The 18298-nt window shown below is 67.4% G+C and carries 14 protein-coding genes, 2 tRNA genes and 1 pseudogene; 11 read left to right on the top strand and 6 right to left on the bottom strand.

The genetic code is table 11. The features are described 5' to 3' along the window. Positions 1-42 precede the first annotated feature (42 nt). Positions 43-1248, top strand: coding sequence for a DoxX family protein (locus tag BJF87_RS20330; RefSeq protein ID WP_075863817.1), 1206 nt, complete (start codon positions 43-45; stop codon positions 1246-1248). Positions 1249-1320: 72 nt separating this feature from the next. Here the strand turns inward: BJF87_RS20330 and ilvD are convergent, their stop codons facing one another. The 3 genes from ilvD to BJF87_RS20315 form a co-directional block, all read right to left on the bottom strand. Further along, positions 1321-3165: a dihydroxy-acid dehydratase gene (gene ilvD / locus BJF87_RS20325; protein ID WP_006359387.1), complete on the bottom strand. Its 1845-nt coding sequence runs from the start codon at positions 3163-3165 to the stop codon at positions 1321-1323. Between the two features lie 277 nt (positions 3166-3442). After that, positions 3443-4786: a magnesium transporter gene (gene mgtE / locus BJF87_RS20320; RefSeq protein WP_035751250.1), complete on the bottom strand. Its 1344-nt coding sequence runs from the start codon at positions 4784-4786 to the stop codon at positions 3443-3445. A 79-nt stretch (positions 4787-4865) separates the two neighbouring features. Continuing rightward, entirely contained in the window at positions 4866-5312 is a 447-nt protein-coding gene (locus tag BJF87_RS20315; RefSeq protein ID WP_006359384.1) for a PH domain-containing protein, read from the bottom strand. Positions 5313-5646: 334 nt separating this feature from the next. On the opposite strand from BJF87_RS20315, the gene BJF87_RS20310 reads away from it, so the two are divergent. The 3 genes and pseudogenes from BJF87_RS20310 to ilvC all read left to right on the top strand — a co-directional run bounded on the left by BJF87_RS20310 (position 5647) and on the right by ilvC (position 9216). Then, a complete protein-coding gene (locus BJF87_RS20310; RefSeq protein WP_006359383.1) occupies positions 5647-7608 on the top strand; it encodes an acetolactate synthase large subunit in 1962 nt (653 codons plus the stop codon). Beyond that, positions 7605-8108, top strand: a complete 504-nt coding sequence (gene ilvN / locus BJF87_RS20305; protein ID WP_005199381.1) for an acetolactate synthase small subunit — start codon at positions 7605-7607, stop codon at positions 8106-8108. Before BJF87_RS20310 ends, ilvN begins: the two co-directional genes overlap by 4 nt. A 95-nt stretch (positions 8109-8203) precedes the next feature. Further along, positions 8204-9216: pseudogene (gene ilvC / locus BJF87_RS20300) on the top strand (ketol-acid reductoisomerase). A 268-nt stretch (positions 9217-9484) separates the two neighbouring features. Here ilvC and BJF87_RS20295 read toward each other — a convergent pair. Continuing rightward, on the bottom strand, positions 9485-10150 hold the full coding sequence (locus BJF87_RS20295; protein WP_075863816.1) for a S1 family peptidase: 666 nt from the start codon (positions 10148-10150) through the stop codon (positions 9485-9487). Positions 10151-10481: 331 nt separating this feature from the next. Between BJF87_RS20295 and serA the strand changes: the two genes are divergently transcribed. Together serA and BJF87_RS20285 are read left to right on the top strand one after the other, a co-directional pair. After that, complete coding sequence (gene serA / locus BJF87_RS20290) at positions 10482-12077, top strand: phosphoglycerate dehydrogenase (RefSeq protein ID WP_042376380.1); 1596 nt, start codon at positions 10482-10484, stop codon at positions 12075-12077. Beyond that, on the top strand, positions 12074-13084 hold the full coding sequence (locus BJF87_RS20285; RefSeq protein WP_075863815.1) for a 3-isopropylmalate dehydrogenase: 1011 nt from the start codon (positions 12074-12076) through the stop codon (positions 13082-13084). The genes serA and BJF87_RS20285 overlap by 4 nt, the downstream gene beginning before the upstream one ends. Before the next feature lie 93 nt (positions 13085-13177). On the opposite strand, the gene BJF87_RS20280 is transcribed toward BJF87_RS20285, so the two are convergent. Further along, positions 13178-14407, bottom strand: a complete 1230-nt coding sequence (locus tag BJF87_RS20280) for an MFS transporter (RefSeq protein ID WP_006359379.1) — start codon at positions 14405-14407, stop codon at positions 13178-13180. 126 nt (positions 14408-14533) lie between these two features. On the opposite strand from BJF87_RS20280, the gene BJF87_RS20275 reads away from it, so the two are divergent. The 5 genes from BJF87_RS20275 (at position 14534) to BJF87_RS20255 (ending at position 17931) form a co-directional block, all read left to right on the top strand. Then, entirely contained in the window at positions 14534-15307 is a 774-nt protein-coding gene (locus BJF87_RS20275; RefSeq protein ID WP_006359378.1) for a fumarylacetoacetate hydrolase family protein, read from the top strand. After that, positions 15304-16128 (top strand): alpha/beta fold hydrolase, encoded by an 825-nt coding sequence (locus tag BJF87_RS20270; protein ID WP_075863814.1) that lies wholly within the window; start codon positions 15304-15306, stop codon positions 16126-16128. Before BJF87_RS20275 ends, BJF87_RS20270 begins: the two co-directional genes overlap by 4 nt. Positions 16129-16172: 44 nt before the next feature. Then, entirely contained in the window at positions 16173-17651 is a 1479-nt protein-coding gene (gene gltX / locus BJF87_RS20265; RefSeq protein WP_075863813.1) for a glutamate--tRNA ligase, read from the top strand. A gap of 86 nt (positions 17652-17737) precedes the next feature. After that, positions 17738-17809, top strand: a tRNA-Gln gene (locus BJF87_RS20260). A gap of 49 nt (positions 17810-17858) precedes the next feature. Continuing rightward, positions 17859-17931: transfer RNA gene (locus tag BJF87_RS20255), tRNA-Glu, on the top strand. A gap of 113 nt (positions 17932-18044) precedes the next feature. Here the strand turns inward: BJF87_RS20255 and BJF87_RS20250 are convergent. Beyond that, positions 18045-18298 (bottom strand): integrase core domain-containing protein (locus BJF87_RS20250; RefSeq protein WP_139319567.1); only part of this gene is annotated, 254 nt, incomplete at its 5' end.

Genomic DNA, 18298 nt, shown 5'->3' with positions numbered 1-18298 from the left:
GGGTGCGGGGACCGCACCCCGCGAGCCTCTAGAGTCGGGCTTGTGAGCGAACGCGACACGCCGAGCGCCGGGGAGCCCGATACGTCGAGCCCGCCCGCGATGAGCCCCTACGACGAGCCGACCGGCCAGATCCCGGTCCAGGATCATCCGCCGACCCCCGCACCGCGGCCCGAGGTCGATCGCGATGACTTCTACAACCGGCACGCGCGGCGGCCGGCACCGTATGCGCGGGTCGACGACCTGGACGACATCGACCCCGGCGACGTGGAGACCCGACAGACCAAGGGGAGTGCGGACAAGCCGCCGGCCACACCCGTCCCCGTACCCCCGCGCGTCCCGGAATCCTCGAAGGCCCCGGAACCTCCCCGCACGCCGGAAGCCCCGCACGCGTCGGAGCCCGATGTCGAACCGACCGTCGCATTCGAGCGTCGCGCGGCAGCCGGTTCCGACGCCGGCGACATCCCCGCCGACGACACCGCGACCCGGCCCGAACCCGCGTTGCCGCCGGTCGGCGCCGCTCGCTACGACTTCCTCGACGAAGACGACACCGCCGGCCGCTACAGCGCGAACCCGGCCGATTCGAGCGCCGCGGACACCGCCCTGCTCGACGACGAGCCGGAGCGCAGGAGCCTGTTCGGTCGTCGCCGGAACCGGACTCCCGAGGACGAGTACGAAACCAAATCGGTCGCCGACGACGACCTCGAAGACGCGCTCGCGAAGTCCCGACGCGGCACCCTCGACCTCGGCCTGTTGCTGCTGCGCATCGCGCTCGGCGGTTTCGTCGGCGCGCACGGACTGCAGAAGCTGTTCGGACTGTGGAACGGGCCGCGTCTCAGCGGTTTCGAGCAGATGCTCGTCGACGGCGGATTCAACGCCGACTATGCGCAGATCCTCGCCATCGTCGGCGCACTCGCGGAGACGGTCGGCGGCCTCATGGTCATCCTCGGCCTCCTCACCCCGATCGGCGCCTCGGCCATCCTGGGCACGATGCTCGTCGCCGCGGCGTACCGGGTGTCCGCGGCCGGCGGCTTCGAGTTCTTCGCCGCCGCACAGGGAGCGGAGTACGAGCTGTTCCTCGCGGCCACCGCGGCCGCGGTCATCCTCACCGGGCCGGGCCTGTACTCACTGGACTACCCGCGCGGCTGGGCACGCCGACCCTTCGTCGGGTCGTTCGTGTGGCTGATCGTCGGCATCGGTGCAGCCGTCGCCGTGTGGATCCTGGCGAACGGGACCAATCCGCTGAACTGAGCTCCGCGCACAGACAACAGTGCGGGGTGCGTACCGACATCCGGTACGCACCCCGCACTCGTTGTTCAGTGGTCAGTCGACCTGACGGACCGCGCCCTTGTCGGCCGAGGTCGCGAGCTTCGCGTAGGCGCGCAGCGCGGTGGTGACGGTGCGCTCGCGGTCCTTCGGCTGCCACGGACGCTCGGAGGCCTCCATCTTCGCGCGGCGCTCGGCGAGCACCTCGTCGTCGACGAGCACCTCGAGGCGACGGGTCTTGACGTCGATGAGGATCTGATCGCCGTCCTCGACGAGTCCGATCGCACCACCCGACGCCGCCTCCGGCGACATGTGGCCGACCGACAGACCCGACGATCCGCCGGAGAACCGGCCGTCGGTGATGAGGGCGCACTTCTTGCCCATGCCGGTGCCCTTCATGAAGGCGGTCGGGTGCAACATCTCCTGCATGCCCGGCCCGCCCGCGGGGCCCTCGTAGCGGACGACGAGCACCTCGCCGGCCTGGATGGTCTTCGACAGGATGACCTGAACGGCCTCTTCCTGGCTCTCGACCACGCGGGCCGGACCCTCGAAGTGCCACAGGTCCTCGTCGATGCCCGCGGTCTTGAGCACGGCGCCGTCGGGAGCGAGGTTGCCGCGCAGGACGCACAGCCCACCTTCGACGGTGTACGCGTGCTCGAGGTCGCGGATACAGCCGCCGGCGGCGTCGGTGTCGAGCGAACTCCAGCGGTTGGCCGTGGAGAACGGGGTCGTGGTGCGCACGCCACCCGGCGCGGCGTGGAACAGTTCGACGGCCTCGTCGGTCGCCTTGCCGCCGCGGATGTCCCAGTCGTCGAGGGCCTGGGCCAGGGTCGGGCTGTACACGGTCGAGGTGGTGTCGTCGAGCAGTCCGGCACGGCGGAGCTCCCCGAGGATCGCGGGGATTCCGCCGGCCCGGTGGACATCCTCCATGTGGTAGTCGGAGTTGGGGGAGACCTTCGACAGGCAGGGAACGTTGCGGCTGATCTCGTCGATGGTCGACAGATCGAAGTCGGCGACCTCGCCCTCCTGCGCCGCGGCGAGGATGTGCAGCACGGTGTTGGTCGAGCCGCCCATCGCGACGTCGAGCGCCATCGCGTTCCGGAAGGCGGTCGGGGTCGCGATGCTGCGCGGCAGCACCGATGCGTCGTCCTCGCGGTACCAGCGGTTCGCGGCGTCGATGACGACCTTGCCGGCGCGCTCGAACAGCGCACGACGCGCCTCGTGGGTGGCCAGCGTGGACCCGTTGCCCGGCAGGGCGAGTCCGAGGGCCTCGGTGAGGCAGTTCATCGAGTTGGCGGTGAACATGCCCGAGCACGAGCCACAGGTCGGGCAGGCGGACCGCTCGACCTCGCTCAGCCCGTCCTCGTCCACGTCGCTGTTCGCGGAGGCGGAGATCGCGGTGATCAGGTCGGTGGGGGCCTGGGCGACGCCGTCGACGACGACTGCCTTGCCGGCCTCCATCGGACCGCCGGACACGAAGACGGTCGGGATGTTCAGGCGCATCGCGGCATTGAGCATGCCGGGGGTGATCTTGTCGCAGTTGGAGATGCACACCAGCGCGTCGGCGGTGTGGGCGTTGACCATGTATTCGACGGAGTCGGCGATGATCTCGCGGGACGGCAGCGAGTAGAGCATGCCGCCGTGACCCATCGCGATGCCGTCGTCGACGGCGATGGTGTGGAACTCACGCGGGACGCCGCCCGCGGCCCGCACTGCGTCGGCGACGATGTCGCCGACATCCTTGAGGTGCACATGGCCCGGCACGAACTGCGTGTACGAGTTGGCGATCGCCACGATGGGCTTGCCGAAATCGTCGTCGGTCATACCGGTGGCGCGCCACAGGGAGCGTGCTCCGGCGGCTTCGCGGCCGACGGTGGTGGTGCGTGACCTCAAGGCTGGCATGGGTTCCTCAATATCGATCGTCGGGTCGGGCAGAGTCGGCGTCGTCGAACGGCTTCGGGCGCTGCTGGGCCGAAGTCGTTCTCCGCGTCGGACTCTTGGCGTCAACACCGCGATCCCGGGGGTTTGTCTCACTCGGGCTGTGTGGTCCCGGGACCTGGGTTGAACGGCGTCGCACGCTGAGGGTGGGCGTCGCGAGTCGCCGAGAGACCAGGCTACTCCGCTGTGACATGCGGAAACAAAACGATTCGGACGTGCCCCCGGTGCTCCGGTGGTGACCTCAGATTCCCAGAACCGCCTTGGCGATGGAGAAGTAGACGATCAGGCCGGTCGCGTCGCAGAACGTCGAGATGAACGGGGTGGAGAAGACGGCGGGGTCCACCCGGATGGATTTCGCGACGAGCGGCATCACGCCGCCGACGGTCGCCGCCATCGTGCAGATCGACACGATCGTCAGCCCGATCACCCCACCGATGTCGACGCCGTAGACCAGTGCGGCGACGGCGAACCCGACGACGCCGAGCAGCGATCCCATGGTCAGCCCGACCCGGACCTCCTTGGCGGCGACCCGGACGACGTCGCGAGTGGTGACGTCGTCGGTCGCAAGGGCACGAGTCACGGTCGTCGCGGCCTGCGATCCGGTGTTGCCGCCGATGCCGGTCAGCAGTGGGATGAACAGCGCGAGGGCGACCTTCTGCTCGAGGGTGCCCTCGAAGATCTCCAGGACGTTGACGGTGAGGATCGCCGACACCGCGAGGACGAACAGCCACACGATGCGGGCGCGGGTGATCGACAGGATCGATGCATGGAGGTACGGCTCGCGGAGCGGCTCGCGGGCGCCGGCACGGGCCTCGTCGGTGTCGCGGGCCTGTTCGACGACCTCGACCGCGTCGTCGATGGTGAGGACGCCGACCAGCCGGTTGTCGCGATCGACGACCGGCATCGCGAGAATGCCGCGGTCGACGCATCGTTGGGCGGTGGCCTCGGCGTCGTCGTCGGCGTGCGCGAACATCGGCCTGCTCATCAGGTCGGCGATGGGTTCGTCGGGTTCCGCGAGGAGAAGGTCGCGGAGGCTGACGACGCCGCACAGGGACCGCGCGACGTCGAGGACCGGCACGGTGTAGATCGTCTCGGCGGCGTGGCCGCGGTCCTTGACCCGGGTGAGTGCGGCACCCGCGGTCTCGTCGCGTCGGGCGTGGACGAACTCGGGACTCATCCGACGCCCGACCGAACCGCGCGGGTAGCCGAGCACGACGGCGGTGACGTCGCGTTCGGCGGGGGTGAGTTGCTGGATGAGTGCGCGGGCGACGCCGGCGGGCAGTTCGTCGAGGAGTTCTGCACGGTCGTCGGGGTCGAGGTGGTCGAACGCCGCCACCACCTCGGCCGTCCCGAGATCGTCGATGAGCCGACGCTGGGAGCCCGCGGAGAGATCGTCGAAGACCTCGACGGCGAGATCCTTCGGGAGGAGACGGAAGGCCACGCCCCGCGCCTGGTGGGACAGACGGTCGAGGAGCGCGGCGATGTCACCGGCGGGCAGTGCGGACAGCGCGGTCGCGGCCGCTCCGAGTTGACCGTCGGAGATCAGGTCGTCGAGTTGGTTCGCGTCGAGCATCGCGTACGTCACCCGACGAGCCTATCGGCTGGTGTCGGTGTCAAAGCCGTTCGCGCAGCGACGATTCTGTGCCGCCGGGGACGGGTCGGGCCTACTTGTCGCGGTTTGCGGCGGCCTCGAACGGATCCGGGATGCGGCCCTTGCTGACCACGTTCAGCACCGGGAGATCGCGAAAACCGATGGCGGGCAACTTGACCCGCTCACCGTCGGGGCGGACCGCACGCACCGAGCTCCACTTGGGGAACTGCAGGCCGGCGATCTCGGACCAGGGGAGTTCGGTCGTGGACAGGGCGCCGACCGCGCGCACTCCGTCCTCGGTGACGACCGTGCGGAGGCGGTGGATCCACATGTACAGAGCCACCGGGGCGACGAAGAGGAAGGCGAACCAGTACGACGCGCCGAGCAGCAGGACCACCACGAGCGCGACCATCGGCACCGTGAAGTAGGCGACACGGTTGATGCGGAAGACCACGGGATAGGGGATCTCCGCCGAGTCGTCGGGTGTCGAGGCGGCGGGGTCGCTGGAATCAGTCGGCACACATCCATTGTGCCAACACGGCCACGGTGAACGCGGCGTCGGGTCTACCGGGCAGTAGTCGGTGAGACGTCCGTCACCACCTGTGCGTTCCCATGATGTGGGACGGCGTGGTCCGGAGTTTGACTCAGAACGACGCACGGTCCTACCGTGATCTACGTGATGACGAACGGGATCCTCGTAGTAATCGGCTGGCGCGTCGCCTGACCGGTCACCTCGCAGACCCCTACCGGCATCGACGCGCCACCCTCGAACAGCGGAAGCTGTCGGGGGTTTTTTCATGTCAGGTAGTCACATCACCCCACCACCGAAATACAGACAAGATGAGGATCGTGCAGTGAGCGCACCAACAGCACGCACCGACGCCGGCCGGAATGAGCCGACGCGCAACGCCGGACTGCGTCAGCAGTCTCCCGCGGCGGGCAACCTCCGTGCGGTAGGTCAGCACACCGTCGCGCCGGAGCGCGTCAGCGGTGCGCAGTCTGTGGTCCGATCGCTCGAGGAGCTCGGGGTCGAGGTCGTCTTCGGCATCCCCGGCGGCGCGGTCCTGCCGGTCTACGACCCGCTGCTGGACTCCACCAAGGTTCGCCACGTCCTCGTGCGCCACGAGCAGGGTGCCGGTCACGCCGCCACCGGCTACGCACAGGTCGCCGGTCGTGCCGGCGTCATGATGGCGACCTCGGGCCCCGGTGCCACCAACCTGGTGACCCCGCTGGCCGACGCGCAGATGGACTCCGTCCCGGTCGTGGCGATCACCGGCCAGGTCGGCCGCTCGCTGATCGGCACCGACGCCTTCCAGGAAGCCGACATCTCCGGCATCACCATGCCGATCACGAAGCACAACTTCCTGGTCAGCCGCGCCATCGACATCCCGAAGACCATCGCCGAGGCCTTCCACATCGCCGAGAGCGGCCGTCCCGGTGCGGTTCTCGTCGACATCCCGAAGGACATCCTGCAGAGCCAGACCACGTTCTCGTGGCCGCCGCAGATCGACCTGCCCGGCTACCGTCCGGTCACCAAGCCGCACGGCAAGCAGGTCCGCGAGGCGGCTCGCCTGATCAACGCCGCCAAGGCGCCGGTCCTCTACGTCGGGGGCGGCGTCATCAAGGCCAACGCCTCCGAGGAGCTGCTCGAGCTCGCCGAACTGACCGGCATCCCGGTCGTCACGACCCTGATGGCGCGTGGCGCGTTCCCCGACAGCCACGACCAGCACCTGGGCATGCCGGGTATGCACGGCACCGTGGCAGCCGTCGGCGCCCTGCAGCGCAGTGATCTGCTGATCACCCTCGGCGCCCGGTTCGACGACCGCGTGACCGGACAGCTCGATTCCTTCGCGCCCGACGCCAAGGTCATCCACGCCGACATCGACCCGGCCGAGATCGGCAAGAACCGTCCGGTCGACGTCCCGATCGTCGGTGACTGCAAGGCGGTCATCGCCGAGCTGACCGAGACGCTGCGCGACGAGCGGGCGACCACCGGCACCACACCGGACCTGTCCGAGTGGTGGACCTACCTCGACGGCATCCGGAAGACGTACCCGCTGAGCTACGACCGTCAGACCGACGGTTCGATGTCGCCGGAGTTCGTCATCCAGGCGCTGGGCAAGGCCGCCGGACCCGACGCGGTCTACTGCGCCGGCGTCGGCCAGCACCAGATGTGGGCCGCACAGTTCATCTCCTACGAGAAGCCGCGCACCTGGCTCAACTCCGGTGGTCTGGGCACGATGGGCTACGCGGTGCCCGCCGCCATGGGCGCCAAGGCCGCCGCACCCGACACCGAGGTGTGGGCCATCGACGGCGACGGCTGCTTCCAGATGACAAACCAGGAACTGGCCACCTGCGCGATCGAGGGCATCCCGATCAAGGTCGCGCTGATCAACAACGGCAACCTGGGCATGGTCCGGCAGTGGCAGACCCTCTTCTACGAGGAGCGGTACTCCAACACCGACCTGGCGACACATTCGCGGATGATCCCGGACTTCGTGAAGCTGTCGGAAGCGTTGGGCTGCGTCGCTTTCCGCGTCGAGCGTGAGGAGGACGTCGACGACGTCATCGCGCAGGCACGGGCGATCAACGACCGCCCGGTCGTCATCGACTTCATCGTCGGCAAGGACGCCCAGGTGTGGCCGATGGTCGCCGCGGGCACCGGCAACGACGAGATCATGGCGGCCCGCAACATCCGGCCGCTGTTCGACGACGACGAGGCGGCTTCCGACCCGGTCGACATCCACGAGACCATGACCAAGCCCGATGCAGCGGCCCCGGCCGACGCGCCGGCAGCGAAGAAGGACCAGAAGTGAGCACCACCCACACCCTCAGCGTCCTGGTGGAGGACCGGCCGGGCGTCCTGGCCCGCGTCTCCGGACTGTTCTCGCGTCGCGGGTTCAACATCGAGTCGCTGGCCGTCGGACCGACCGAGCTCAAAGGGATCTCGCGGATGACCATCATGGTCTCCGTCGAGGACTTCCCACTCGAGCAGGTCACCAAGCAGCTGAACAAGCTGGTGAACGTGATCAAGATCGTCGAGCAGGACCCGGCCAACTCCGTGTCCCGCGAATTGATGATGGTCAAGGTCCGTTCGGACTCGACCGTGCGCACCGAGGTCATCGAAGTGGTGAACCTGTTCCGCGCCAAGGTCATCGACGTGTCGCCGGAGTCGCTCACCATCGAGGCCACCGGTACGTCGGAGAAGCTCGAGGCTTTGCTGCGGATGCTCGATCCTTACGGCATCCGTGAGATCGCCCAGTCCGGCGCCGTTGCGCTCGGACGCGGACCGAAGAGCATGTCGGCCAACCGCTGACCTATACACTCCGCTGGAAACAGCGGCGAGAAATTTAAAAGTCCCTCGGCGAGAGAGAAAATCGCGAGGGGCGCCACATATCGAAGGGAAACAAAGTGGCCATCGAACTGTTCTACGACGACGACGCGGATCTGTCGATCATCCAGGGTCGCAAGGTCGCGGTGATCGGCTACGGCAGCCAGGGCCATGCGCATTCGCTGTCGCTGCGTGACTCGGGCGTCGACGTCGTCATCGGCCTGCGTGAGGGTTCCAAGTCCAAGGCCAAGGCGGAGGAGCAGGGCCTCAAGGTTCTGACCGCTTCCGAGGCTGCTGCCTGGGCCGACGTCATCATGGTCCTCGCACCCGACACCTCGCAGGCACAGATCTTCACCGAGGACATCGAGCCGAACCTCTCCGACGGCGACGCGCTGTTCTTCGGTCACGGCCTGAACATCCACTTCGGTCTGATCAAGCTCCGGAGAACGTCACCGTCGCCATGGTCGCCCCGAAGGGCCCCGGCCACCTCGTTCGTCGTCAGTTCGTCGACGGCAAGGGTGTGCCCGCGCTCATCGCGGTCGCCCAGGACCCGAAGGGTGAGGGCCAGGCTCTCGCTCTCAGCTACGCCAGCGCCATCGGCGGTGGGCGCGCCGGAATCATCAAGACCACGTTCAAGGAAGAGACCGAGACCGACCTCTTCGGTGAGCAGGCCGTGCTCTGCGGTGGCACCGAGGAACTGGTCAAGGCCGGCTTCGAGGTCATGGTCGAGGCCGGTTACGCACCGGAGATGGCCTACTTCGAGGTGCTGCACGAGCTCAAGCTCATCGTCGACCTCATGTACGAGGGTGGCATCGCCCGCATGAACTACTCGGTCTCCGACACCGCCGAGTTCGGTGGCTACATCTCGGGCCCGCGTGTCATCGACGCCGACACCAAGGAGCGCATGCGCGCCATCCTGAAGGACATCCAGGACGGCACCTTCGTCAAGCGCCTCGTCGCCAACGTCGAGGGCGGCAACAAGGAGCTCGAGGGCCTGCGCAAGCAGAACGCCGAGCATCCGATCGAGGTCACCGGCAAGAAGCTGCGCGACCTGATGAGCTGGGTTGATCGTCCGATCACCGAGACCGCCTGAGTCTCACCCTCTCTGCACCGACAGCGGGCCCGCACCTGGAAAGGTGCGGGCCCGCCGTCGTATCCCACCTCTGAGAAGCGCCCCTGGAAAGCACCCCTGAGATAGGCCCCCCACAGGGGGACCGTCGACACTACGTCGTCGGGTCTCTCCTGGAGGGTCGATCTCGGGGGCGGTTTCCAGCAACCAACGCCGTGCGCCGACGAGTGGCCCAGAAATGCGCAACGCCCCGGGTGAACCCGGGGCGTCGCGAGGGAAGTTCGATCAATCGTCAGGCGATCTTGAATCCCTTGTACTCGGGGACCGAGGCCACCCGGTTGAGGATCGGCTTGATGTTGGTGCCGGTCTCCGGGCCGAAGCAGCCGAGGAAGTAGTAGGCGTTCACCATGCCGACGAGGCGGTCGCCGACGACGACGGGACTGCCGGAGTCGCCTTCGATCACGCACAGCTGGCTCAGGTGGACGTCACCCTCGGAGAACCAGGCGATGCCACAGGTGTTGCCGGTGGTGCGGCCTTCCTTGCACGCGATGGTGGGGAAGCCGATCGGCCGGGGATCGACCGATCGGATCGTCACGCCGCGGACGGTGCGCAGCGGAACCACACGCGAGGCGTCCATCTCGATGATCGCCATGTCGAGGTCGGAGAACGAGTGGGTGATGGTGCCGGCCTGGCCGCGGTCCTGGAAGGTCTCCGAATAGACCTTCTGACCTGGGTTACCGCAGTGTCCCGCGGTGATGCCGATGAGCTTGCCGGTCTTGGAGCGGCCGATCGTGGTCAGGGTGCAGGCTGCAGCGGAGTTTCCACCTTTGAGGACAAGAATTCCCGAGCCGCCCCCGAGGAAGATCTTCGCCGGGGCCGCGACCGCGACGCCCGCTCCCCAGCCGGCGAGCACCGTCGCAGCCAAAACCGCCAACAGTGCCGTCAGCTTCTTCGTCATCCGCTCTCCACTTCTGATTCGCAATGCGCCGAAACGCCTGCCGGAACTGGTCGCGGCAGGCGGTCAAAACACACCGTACCGGGACTCTCCGGCTTCGCTCCTGCGTGGGATCGACCCGCGGTCGGTTTGCAACCCTTCCGTGATGCTTGCCGCAGCGCGTCGTAACCCCCGTCACACTCTACCCAGCCGCACGTACACGGCTCCTCTTTTGGGGTAGACCGCCTGTTCGGGGCCACCTACCAGACCTTTAAGGTGTGATACGGAGAGTCCACGACGCTCCGTCCTGCCGAAGGTGAGAAATCGCACCTGCCCCGAACCTGGAGAAAAGACTGTGAGCTCTGCTGGCCGCCCGGTCGTACTCATCGCCGACAAGCTGGCGCCGTCCACCGTGGAAGCACTCGGTGACGGCGTCGAGGTGCGATGGGTCGACGGCCCGGACCGTCCCAAGCTGCTCGAGGCCGTCGTCGACGCCGACGCCATCCTCGTGCGTTCCGCGACGACTGTCGACGCCGAGGTCCTCGACGCCGGCAAGAAGCTGAAGATCATCGCGCGCGCCGGCGTCGGTCTCGACAACGTCGACGTCCCCGCCGCCACCGCTCGTGGAGTCATGGTCGTCAACGCGCCGACCTCCAACATCCACACCGCCGCCGAGCACGCCATCGCGCTGCTGATGTCGGCGTCGCGCCAGATCCCGGCCGCCGATGCCACCCTGCGTGAGAAGACCTGGAAGCGTTCGGCTTTCAACGGTGTCGAGATCTTCGACAAGACCGTCGGCGTCGTCGGTCTCGGCCGCATCGGTCAGCTGGTCGCCGCACGTCTGGCCGCATTCGAGACGCACATCATCGCGTACGACCCCTACGTCTCGCCGGCCCGCGCCGCCCAGCTCGGCATCGAGTTGGTCACCCTCGACGAGCTCCTCGAGCGCGCCGACTTCATCACCGTGCACCTGCCCAAGACGCCCGAGACCCTCGGCCTCATCGGCGCCGAACAGCTGGCCCGCACCAAGAAGGGCGTCGTCATCGTCAACGCCGCGCGCGGTGGTCTGATCGACGAGCAGGCACTGGCCGACGCCATCAACTCCGGCCAGGTCCGCGCCGCCGGCCTCGACGTCTTCGCGACCGAGCCCTGCACCGACTCGCCGCTGTTCGACCTCCCGCAGGTCGTCGTGACCCCGCACCTCGGCGCCTCCACCAGCGAGGCCCAGGACCGTGCCGGTACCGACGTCGCCAAGAGCGTGCGTCTCGCCCTGGCCGGTCACTTCGTGCCCGATGCCGTCAACATCACCGGCGGAGCGGTCGACGAAGAGGTCGCCCCGTGGCTCGAGGTCGCCCGCAAGGCCGGTGTCCTCGTCGGCGCCATCAGCAAGGAGCCGCCGACCTCGCTGGTCGTCGACGTCCGCGGTGAGCTGGCCGCCAAGAGCGTCGACGTCCTCGGACTCTCCGCGCTGCGCGGTCTGTTCTCGGCCGTCCTCGACGAGCCGGTCACCTTCGTCAACGCTCCGGCCGTCGCCGAGAGTCGCGGCGTCACCTGCGAGGTGACCACCGCTCCGGAGAGCCCCAACCACCGCAGCGTCGTCGACGTGAAGGCCGTCTTCGCCGATGGTTCGGTTCACAACGTCTCCGGCGCGCTCACCGAGCCGCGTCTGGTCGAGAAGATCGTCAACATCAACGGTCGCAACTTCGACCTCCGCGCCGAGGGCCACAACCTGGTCGTCAGCTACGCGGATCGTCCGGGCTCGCTCGGCAAGATCGGCACCCTGCTCGGCGATGCCGGGGTCGACATCCTCGCCGCTGGTCTGTCCCAGGACGCCGAGGGCGGCGGCGCGACCATGATGCTGCGCATCAGCAGCGTGCTCGCCGACGACGTCGTCGAGGCGATCGGCTCGGCCGTGGGCGCCACTCTGATCGAGCAGGTGGACCTCTCGTGAAACTCGCAATCATCGCCGGCGACGGCATCGGTCCCGAGGTCATCGGGGAGGCACTCGGCGTCCTCGAGACCGTCGTTCCGTCGGTGAGCACCACCGAGTTCGATCTCGGTGCTCGCCGCTACCACCGCAACGGCGAACTCCTCACCGAGGGCGACCTCGAGTCGCTGCGCAGCCACGACGCAATCCTGTTGGGCGCCATCGGCGATCCGTCGGTGCCGCCGGGCATCCTCGAGCGCGGTTTGCTGCTCACCATGCGTTTCGCCCTCGATCACCACGTGAACCTGCGTCCGTCGCGCCGGTACCCGGGTGTCACCTCGCCGCTGGCGGGCGACCCCGAGATCGATTTCGTCGTCGTCCGCGAGGGCACCGAGGGTCCGTACACCGGCAACGGCGGTGCGATCCGCGTCGGCACCCCCCACGAGGTCGCGACCGAGGTCAGCGTCAACACCCGCTTCGGCGTGGAACGCGTGGTGCGCAACGCCTTCGGGCGGGCGCAGCAGCGTCGTAAGAAGCTGACGCTGGTCCACAAGACCAACGTGCTCGGCTTCGCCGGATCGTTGTGGAGCCGCGCGGTCGAGGAAATCGGTGCCGAGTTCCCCGACGTCACCACTGACTACTGCCACGTGGACGCGGCGACCATCTACATGGTCACCGATCCGGGCCGCTTCGACGTGATCGTCACCGACAACCTGTTCGGCGACATCATCACCGACATCGCGGCTGCCGTCAGTGGCGGCATCGGACTCGCGGCGTCGGGCAACATCGATGCCACCGGCGCGAATCCGTCGATGTTCGAGCCGGTTCACGGTTCGGCACCGGACATCGCCGGCCAGGGCAAGGCCGATCCGACCGCTGCCATCCTGTCGACGGCACTGCTGCTCCAGCACCTCGGCGAGAACGACGCCGCGGCCCGGATCGAGAAGGCTGTCGCCGACGACCTCGCCGAGCGCAGCGGACCGGTTGTCACCAGCGAGGTCGGCAAGCGCATCCGCGAACGCCTCTCCTGAGGTTCCGCGAACCAGCACCAACGCATCAACCCACCACCCGGCGATCGGTGGTGGGTTGATCCGTATGTGCTGAGGTCTGAGGTCGCGGTCAGGTCAAACTCTCACGGGCTCCTCGACGAGGCGCTGTGCGTCGCGCGGGACCAGGGGAGTGGCGACCAGCGGTGCGAGCGCGGTGACCGCGAACGCCGCCGGGAAACCGACCGCTGCGATCAGTGCGCCCAGCACGGGCGTCGTCGCGGCGGTGACCAGGTACTGGCCCGTGTTCTGCACCGCGAGTCCGCGTCCGCTCCAGTCGGGCCCGGCGAACTCGGCGATGGCGGTGAACGCCAAGCCGTTGTCTGCCACCGAGATCACGCTCGCCACGGCCATCAGTGCGGGGGCCACGGGGCTGTCGAACCAATCCGCCACTGCGAGAGCGCACATCGATGCGATGCCGGCGACCGCGATGATCCGGATCGGGCGCATCCGGGAGAGCCAGGCGTCCGACCATCGACCCGCGGCGATCCGGCCGAGCGCGCCGACCACCTGTGTCACGGTGATCAGGATGCCGGCGCCGGCCGGCGACCAGTCGTGCGCCACGATCAGCCACGTGGGTACGAAGGTCCACATCATCGACTGCGGTACGACGAGCAGCATGCTGACGGTGTGAACCCGGGCGAGGAACGAATTGCCCCGGTAGGGGTTTCGAGTGATCGCCGGAGCATCGTCGTGGCCGCTGGGTGTCGCCCGGCGCGACGGGTCGCTGATGCCGATCAGCACCGCCAGCAATCCGACGGCGGTGATCACGGCCGGGATGGCCAGTGCCGCAGCGGGTCCGTGGGTGGCGGCGACAACCGGCATGGTCAACGCGCACACCCCGATACCCAGAGGTTGCGCCATCTGCCGAATCCCCATCGCGGTGCCACGCTGATGGGCGGGGAACCAGCCCACCACGATTCGGCCGCTGGCGCCGTTGGCGGCGCCGGAACCGATGCCGCCCACCAGGAGAGCGGCTCCCACAAGGGCATACGACGCATCCGTGGCCGCAGCAACGGCCGCGCCGGTGGCGCCGACCAGCGAGATCGACAGGGAGATCAGCAGAATCCGGCGTTCGCCGTAACGGTCCAGCAGAATTCCCCACAGGAATGTGGCCATCGTGAGGCCGATGGTGGGGACGGCGGCGAGCGTCGACGCCGCGGTGAGGGTCAGCTCCGCATCGGTGTGCAGCGCGGGTATCAGATACGCGACGCCGCTCACGACGCAGGTGGTCGTCAGCGCGGCGAGCAGTGAGCATCCGAGGATGACCCATCTCCTGGTGTTGGAAATGATGCCGATGTCATCCATCCGAACTCACCCCGCTCTCTACTATCTCATACTATGGGACTTGAGGTTCACATTGTAAGAACGGTGAGGTGGTTCGCCAACTCGGCTCTCAACCGATGGGATCAGTCGGTGCGATAGGGTCTGGACATGCGCTTAGGTCGAATTGCGAGTCCCGACGGAGTGGCCTTCGTGTCCGTCGAAGGGGAGGGCGACGACGCTGTCGCCAAGGAGATCGCCGAGCATCCGTTCGGCACCCCGACGTTCACCGGTCGTTCCTGGAAACTGGCCGACGTCCGTGTGCTGGCTCCGATCCTGGCCAGCAAGGTGATCTGCATTGGCAAGAACTACGCCGCACATGCGGCCGAGATGGGTGGTGAGGCACCGGCCGACCCGGTGATCTTCATCAAGCCGAACACCTCGATCATCGGTCCCGAGGTCCCGATCGTGCGCCCGCCGTCGTCGGAACGTGTGGACTACGAAGGTGAACTCGCCGTCGTCATCGGACGTCCCTGCAAGGACGTCAAGGCCGGCCAGGCCAAGGACGTCATCCTGGGTTACACGATCGCCAACGACGTGACCGCCCGCGATCAGCAGAAGGCCGACGGTCAGTGGACGCGGGGCAAGAGCTACGACACCTTCTGCCCGCTCGGTCCCTGGATCGAGACGTCCTTCGATCCGTCCGACGTCGAACTCGTCACCGAGCTCGACGGCGAGGTCAAGCAGCGCACACGGACGTCGTTGATGCTGCACGACATCGGTGAGATCGTCGAGTGGATCACGCGGATCATGACCCTGCTCCCCGGTGACGTGATCCTCACGGGCACGCCCGAAGGAGTGGGACCCATGGTCGCCGGACAGCGGGTCTCGGTGACCGTCAACGGAATCGGCACGCTCTCCAATCCGGTGGTGGACAAGGCATGACAGCTCCCAGCACGGCACGCGTCAACGGCATCGACATCTCCTACAGCGTGGCCGGGAGCGGCCCGCTCGTCGTGATGGTGATGGGGACCGGAAGTCCCGGTCGCGTGTGGAAGGCCAATCAGGAACCGGCGCTGGTGAAGGCGGGCTACACCGTCGTCACCTTCGACAACCGCGGCATCGCCCCGTCGTCGGAGTGTGCGGAGGGTTTCAGCCTCGACGACATGGTCGCCGACACGGCCGCGCTCATCGAGTATCTGGACCGCGGTCCGGCCATCGTCGTGGGAACGTCGCTGGGCGCCCGGATCACCCAGGAACTCGCACTGGCCCGGTCCGACGTCGTCAAGGCCGCTGTCCTCATCGCCACCTACGGTCGCAACACCCCGCTGCAGGAAGCGATCTCGGCCGGCGAGCGCGCGCTCTACGACAACAAGATCAAGCTGCCGCCGGAGTACGAGGCCGCCATCACGGCTCACCTCAACCTGTCTCCGCACACCCTCGACGACGACCGCTCGGCCCGGGACTGGCTCGACATCATCGGGTTCTCGCCGCAGACGATCACCCCGGGAGTGCGTGCGCAGCTCGAACTCCACCACAAGGAGTCCGACCGGCTCTCGGCGTACCGCAACATCACCCGCCCGACGCTCGTCGTCGGTTTCGCCGACGACCGCACATTGCCGCCGAAGCTGGCTCGCGAGGTGGCCGAGGCGATTCCGGGCGCGGAGTACGTGCAGATCGAACGTGCCGGGCATTTCGGCTATCTCGAACAACCGGCCGAGGTGAACCGCGTGCTCGTCGACTTCTGCGGGCGGTTCCGGGACTGAACGCGCCGGTCAGCGCCTGAGGCGGTTTCGATACCCTGAGGGTCATGACCAGTAGTGAAGCCGTACGAGTCCGATTCTGTCCGTCCCCGACCGGTACACCCCATGTGGGACTCGTGCGGACCGCGCTGTTCAACTTCGCCCAGGCGCGTCACGACGGCGGAACCTTCGTGTTCCGCATCGAGGACACCGACGCCTCGCGCGACAGCGAGGAGTCGTACCAGGCGATCCTCGACGCGCTGCGCTGGCTCGGGATGGACTGGGACGAGGGGCCCGAGGTCGGTGGCCCCTACGGTCCCTACCGTCAGTCGGAGCGTCGTGACATCCATGCCGACGTCGTCGCGCGCCTGCTCGAGGCGGGGGAGGCCTACGAGGCCTTCTCCACCCCCGAGGAGGTCGAGGCGCGGCACAAGGCGGCCGGACGCGACCCCAAGCTCGGCTACGACAACTTCGACCGCGACCTCACCGACGAGCAGCGGGAGGCCTACCGCGCCGAGGGTCGCAAACCGGTTGTGCGCCTGCGTATGCCGGACATCGACCTCTCCTGGGACGACCTGGTCCGCGGTACGACGACGATCAAGGCCGGCACCGTTCCGGACTTCGCGCTGACCCGCGCATCGGGGGACCCGCTGTACACGTTGGTCAACCCGGTCGACGACGCCATGATGAAGATCACCCACGTTCTGCGCGGTGAGGATCTTCTCTCCTCGACGCCGCGTCAGCTCGCGCTGTACGAGGCGCTCATCCGTATCGGTGTCGCCGACTTCGTGCCGAAGTTCGCCCATCTCCCGTTCGTGATGGGCGAGGGCAACAAGAAGCTGTCCAAGCGCGACCCCCAGTCGAACCTCTTCCATCACCGCGACCGCGGATTCATCCCCGAGGGGCTGCTCAACTACCTGGCCTTGCTCGGGTGGGGTTTCTCCAGCGACAACGACGTCTTCTCGCTTGACGAGATGATCGCGGCTTTCGATGTGCGACAGGTCAATTCGAATCCGGCGCGCTTCGACCAGAAGAAGGCCGACGCGATCAACGCCGAACACATCCGCCGGCTCGAACTCGGTGACTTCACCGCGCGCCTCAAGGAGTTCCTGGTCGGTCACGGCCACCTGTCGGAGCCGGTCGACGATGTGAGTTTCGCCGCACTCGCCGAACTCGTCCAGACGCGCATCCAGGTCCTCGGCGACGCCTGGGACCTCATCAAGTTCGTCTACGTCTCCGACGACGACTTCACCATCGACGAGAAGGCCGCGAGCAAGAATCTGGGCGCCGATGCGGTGGCCGTTCTCGACGCCACGATCGCCGCTGTCGAGCCGCTGGCGTCCTGGACCACCCCGGAGCTGCAGGACGCGCTCAACGCGGCTCTGGTGGACGGTATGGAGCTCAAACCGCGCAAGGCGTTCGGTCCGGTGCGTGTCGCCGTCACCGGCTCGCAGGTGAGTCCGCCGCTCTTCGAGTCGATGGAGATCCTGGGTCGCGACAAGACCCTCGCGCGTCTCGCCGCAGCCCGGGAGATCGCCGGGAAATAGCCCTCTGAACTGCGCGTTTGTGGACTTCCGGTAACCCTTTGCTATTGTGTTCCTCGGCACTTTTCCTCAGGGAAAAGGGAAGTCCATGGGGTATGGTGTAATTGGCAACACAGCTGATTCTGGTTCAGCCATTCTAGGTTCGAGTCCTGGTACCCCAGCGAACTGAAGAAGATCGAGACCGCGAGGTCCGATCGCTGGAAGTTCCTTGGCCCCGTCGTCTAGCGGCCTAGGACGCCGCCCTCTCAAGGCGGTAGCGCGGGTTCGAATCCCGTCGGGGCTACAGAAGCTCCCTCTTCCTGCTCAGGCAGGAGGGGGGAGTTTTTCACTGCAAGGTGAGTGCGGCCGGACCCGTGCTAGGGTCTGGTTCGCCGGAAAGTTCCAGGGCCCCGTCGTCTAGCTGTACTGCCCAGGGACGTTGGTCAAGCGGCTGAAGGGAACGTTCCGGCCGATGGCGGAGTGTTGCCGGTGGTGATTGTAGGTGTGCAACCATCCTGGCAACGCTGCGCGTCGGGCTTGTTCGGACCGGTAGTGCCGGGCGAAAGCCCATTCGGCGGCCATGGTCCGGTGGAACCGTTCGATCTTGCCGTTGGTTTGCGGCCGGTAGGGGCGTGTGTACTTCGCCGTGACTCCGAGCTCGGTGCAGGTGC

The sequence above is a fragment of the Gordonia sp. CNJ-863 genome (assembly GCF_001942325.1).
In the GTDB taxonomy this organism is placed as follows: Bacteria; Actinomycetota; Actinomycetes; order Mycobacteriales; family Mycobacteriaceae; genus Gordonia; species Gordonia alkanivorans.
Note: the sequence above shows the minus strand (reverse complement) of the source record. Positions and strands in the feature narration are given on the sequence as shown.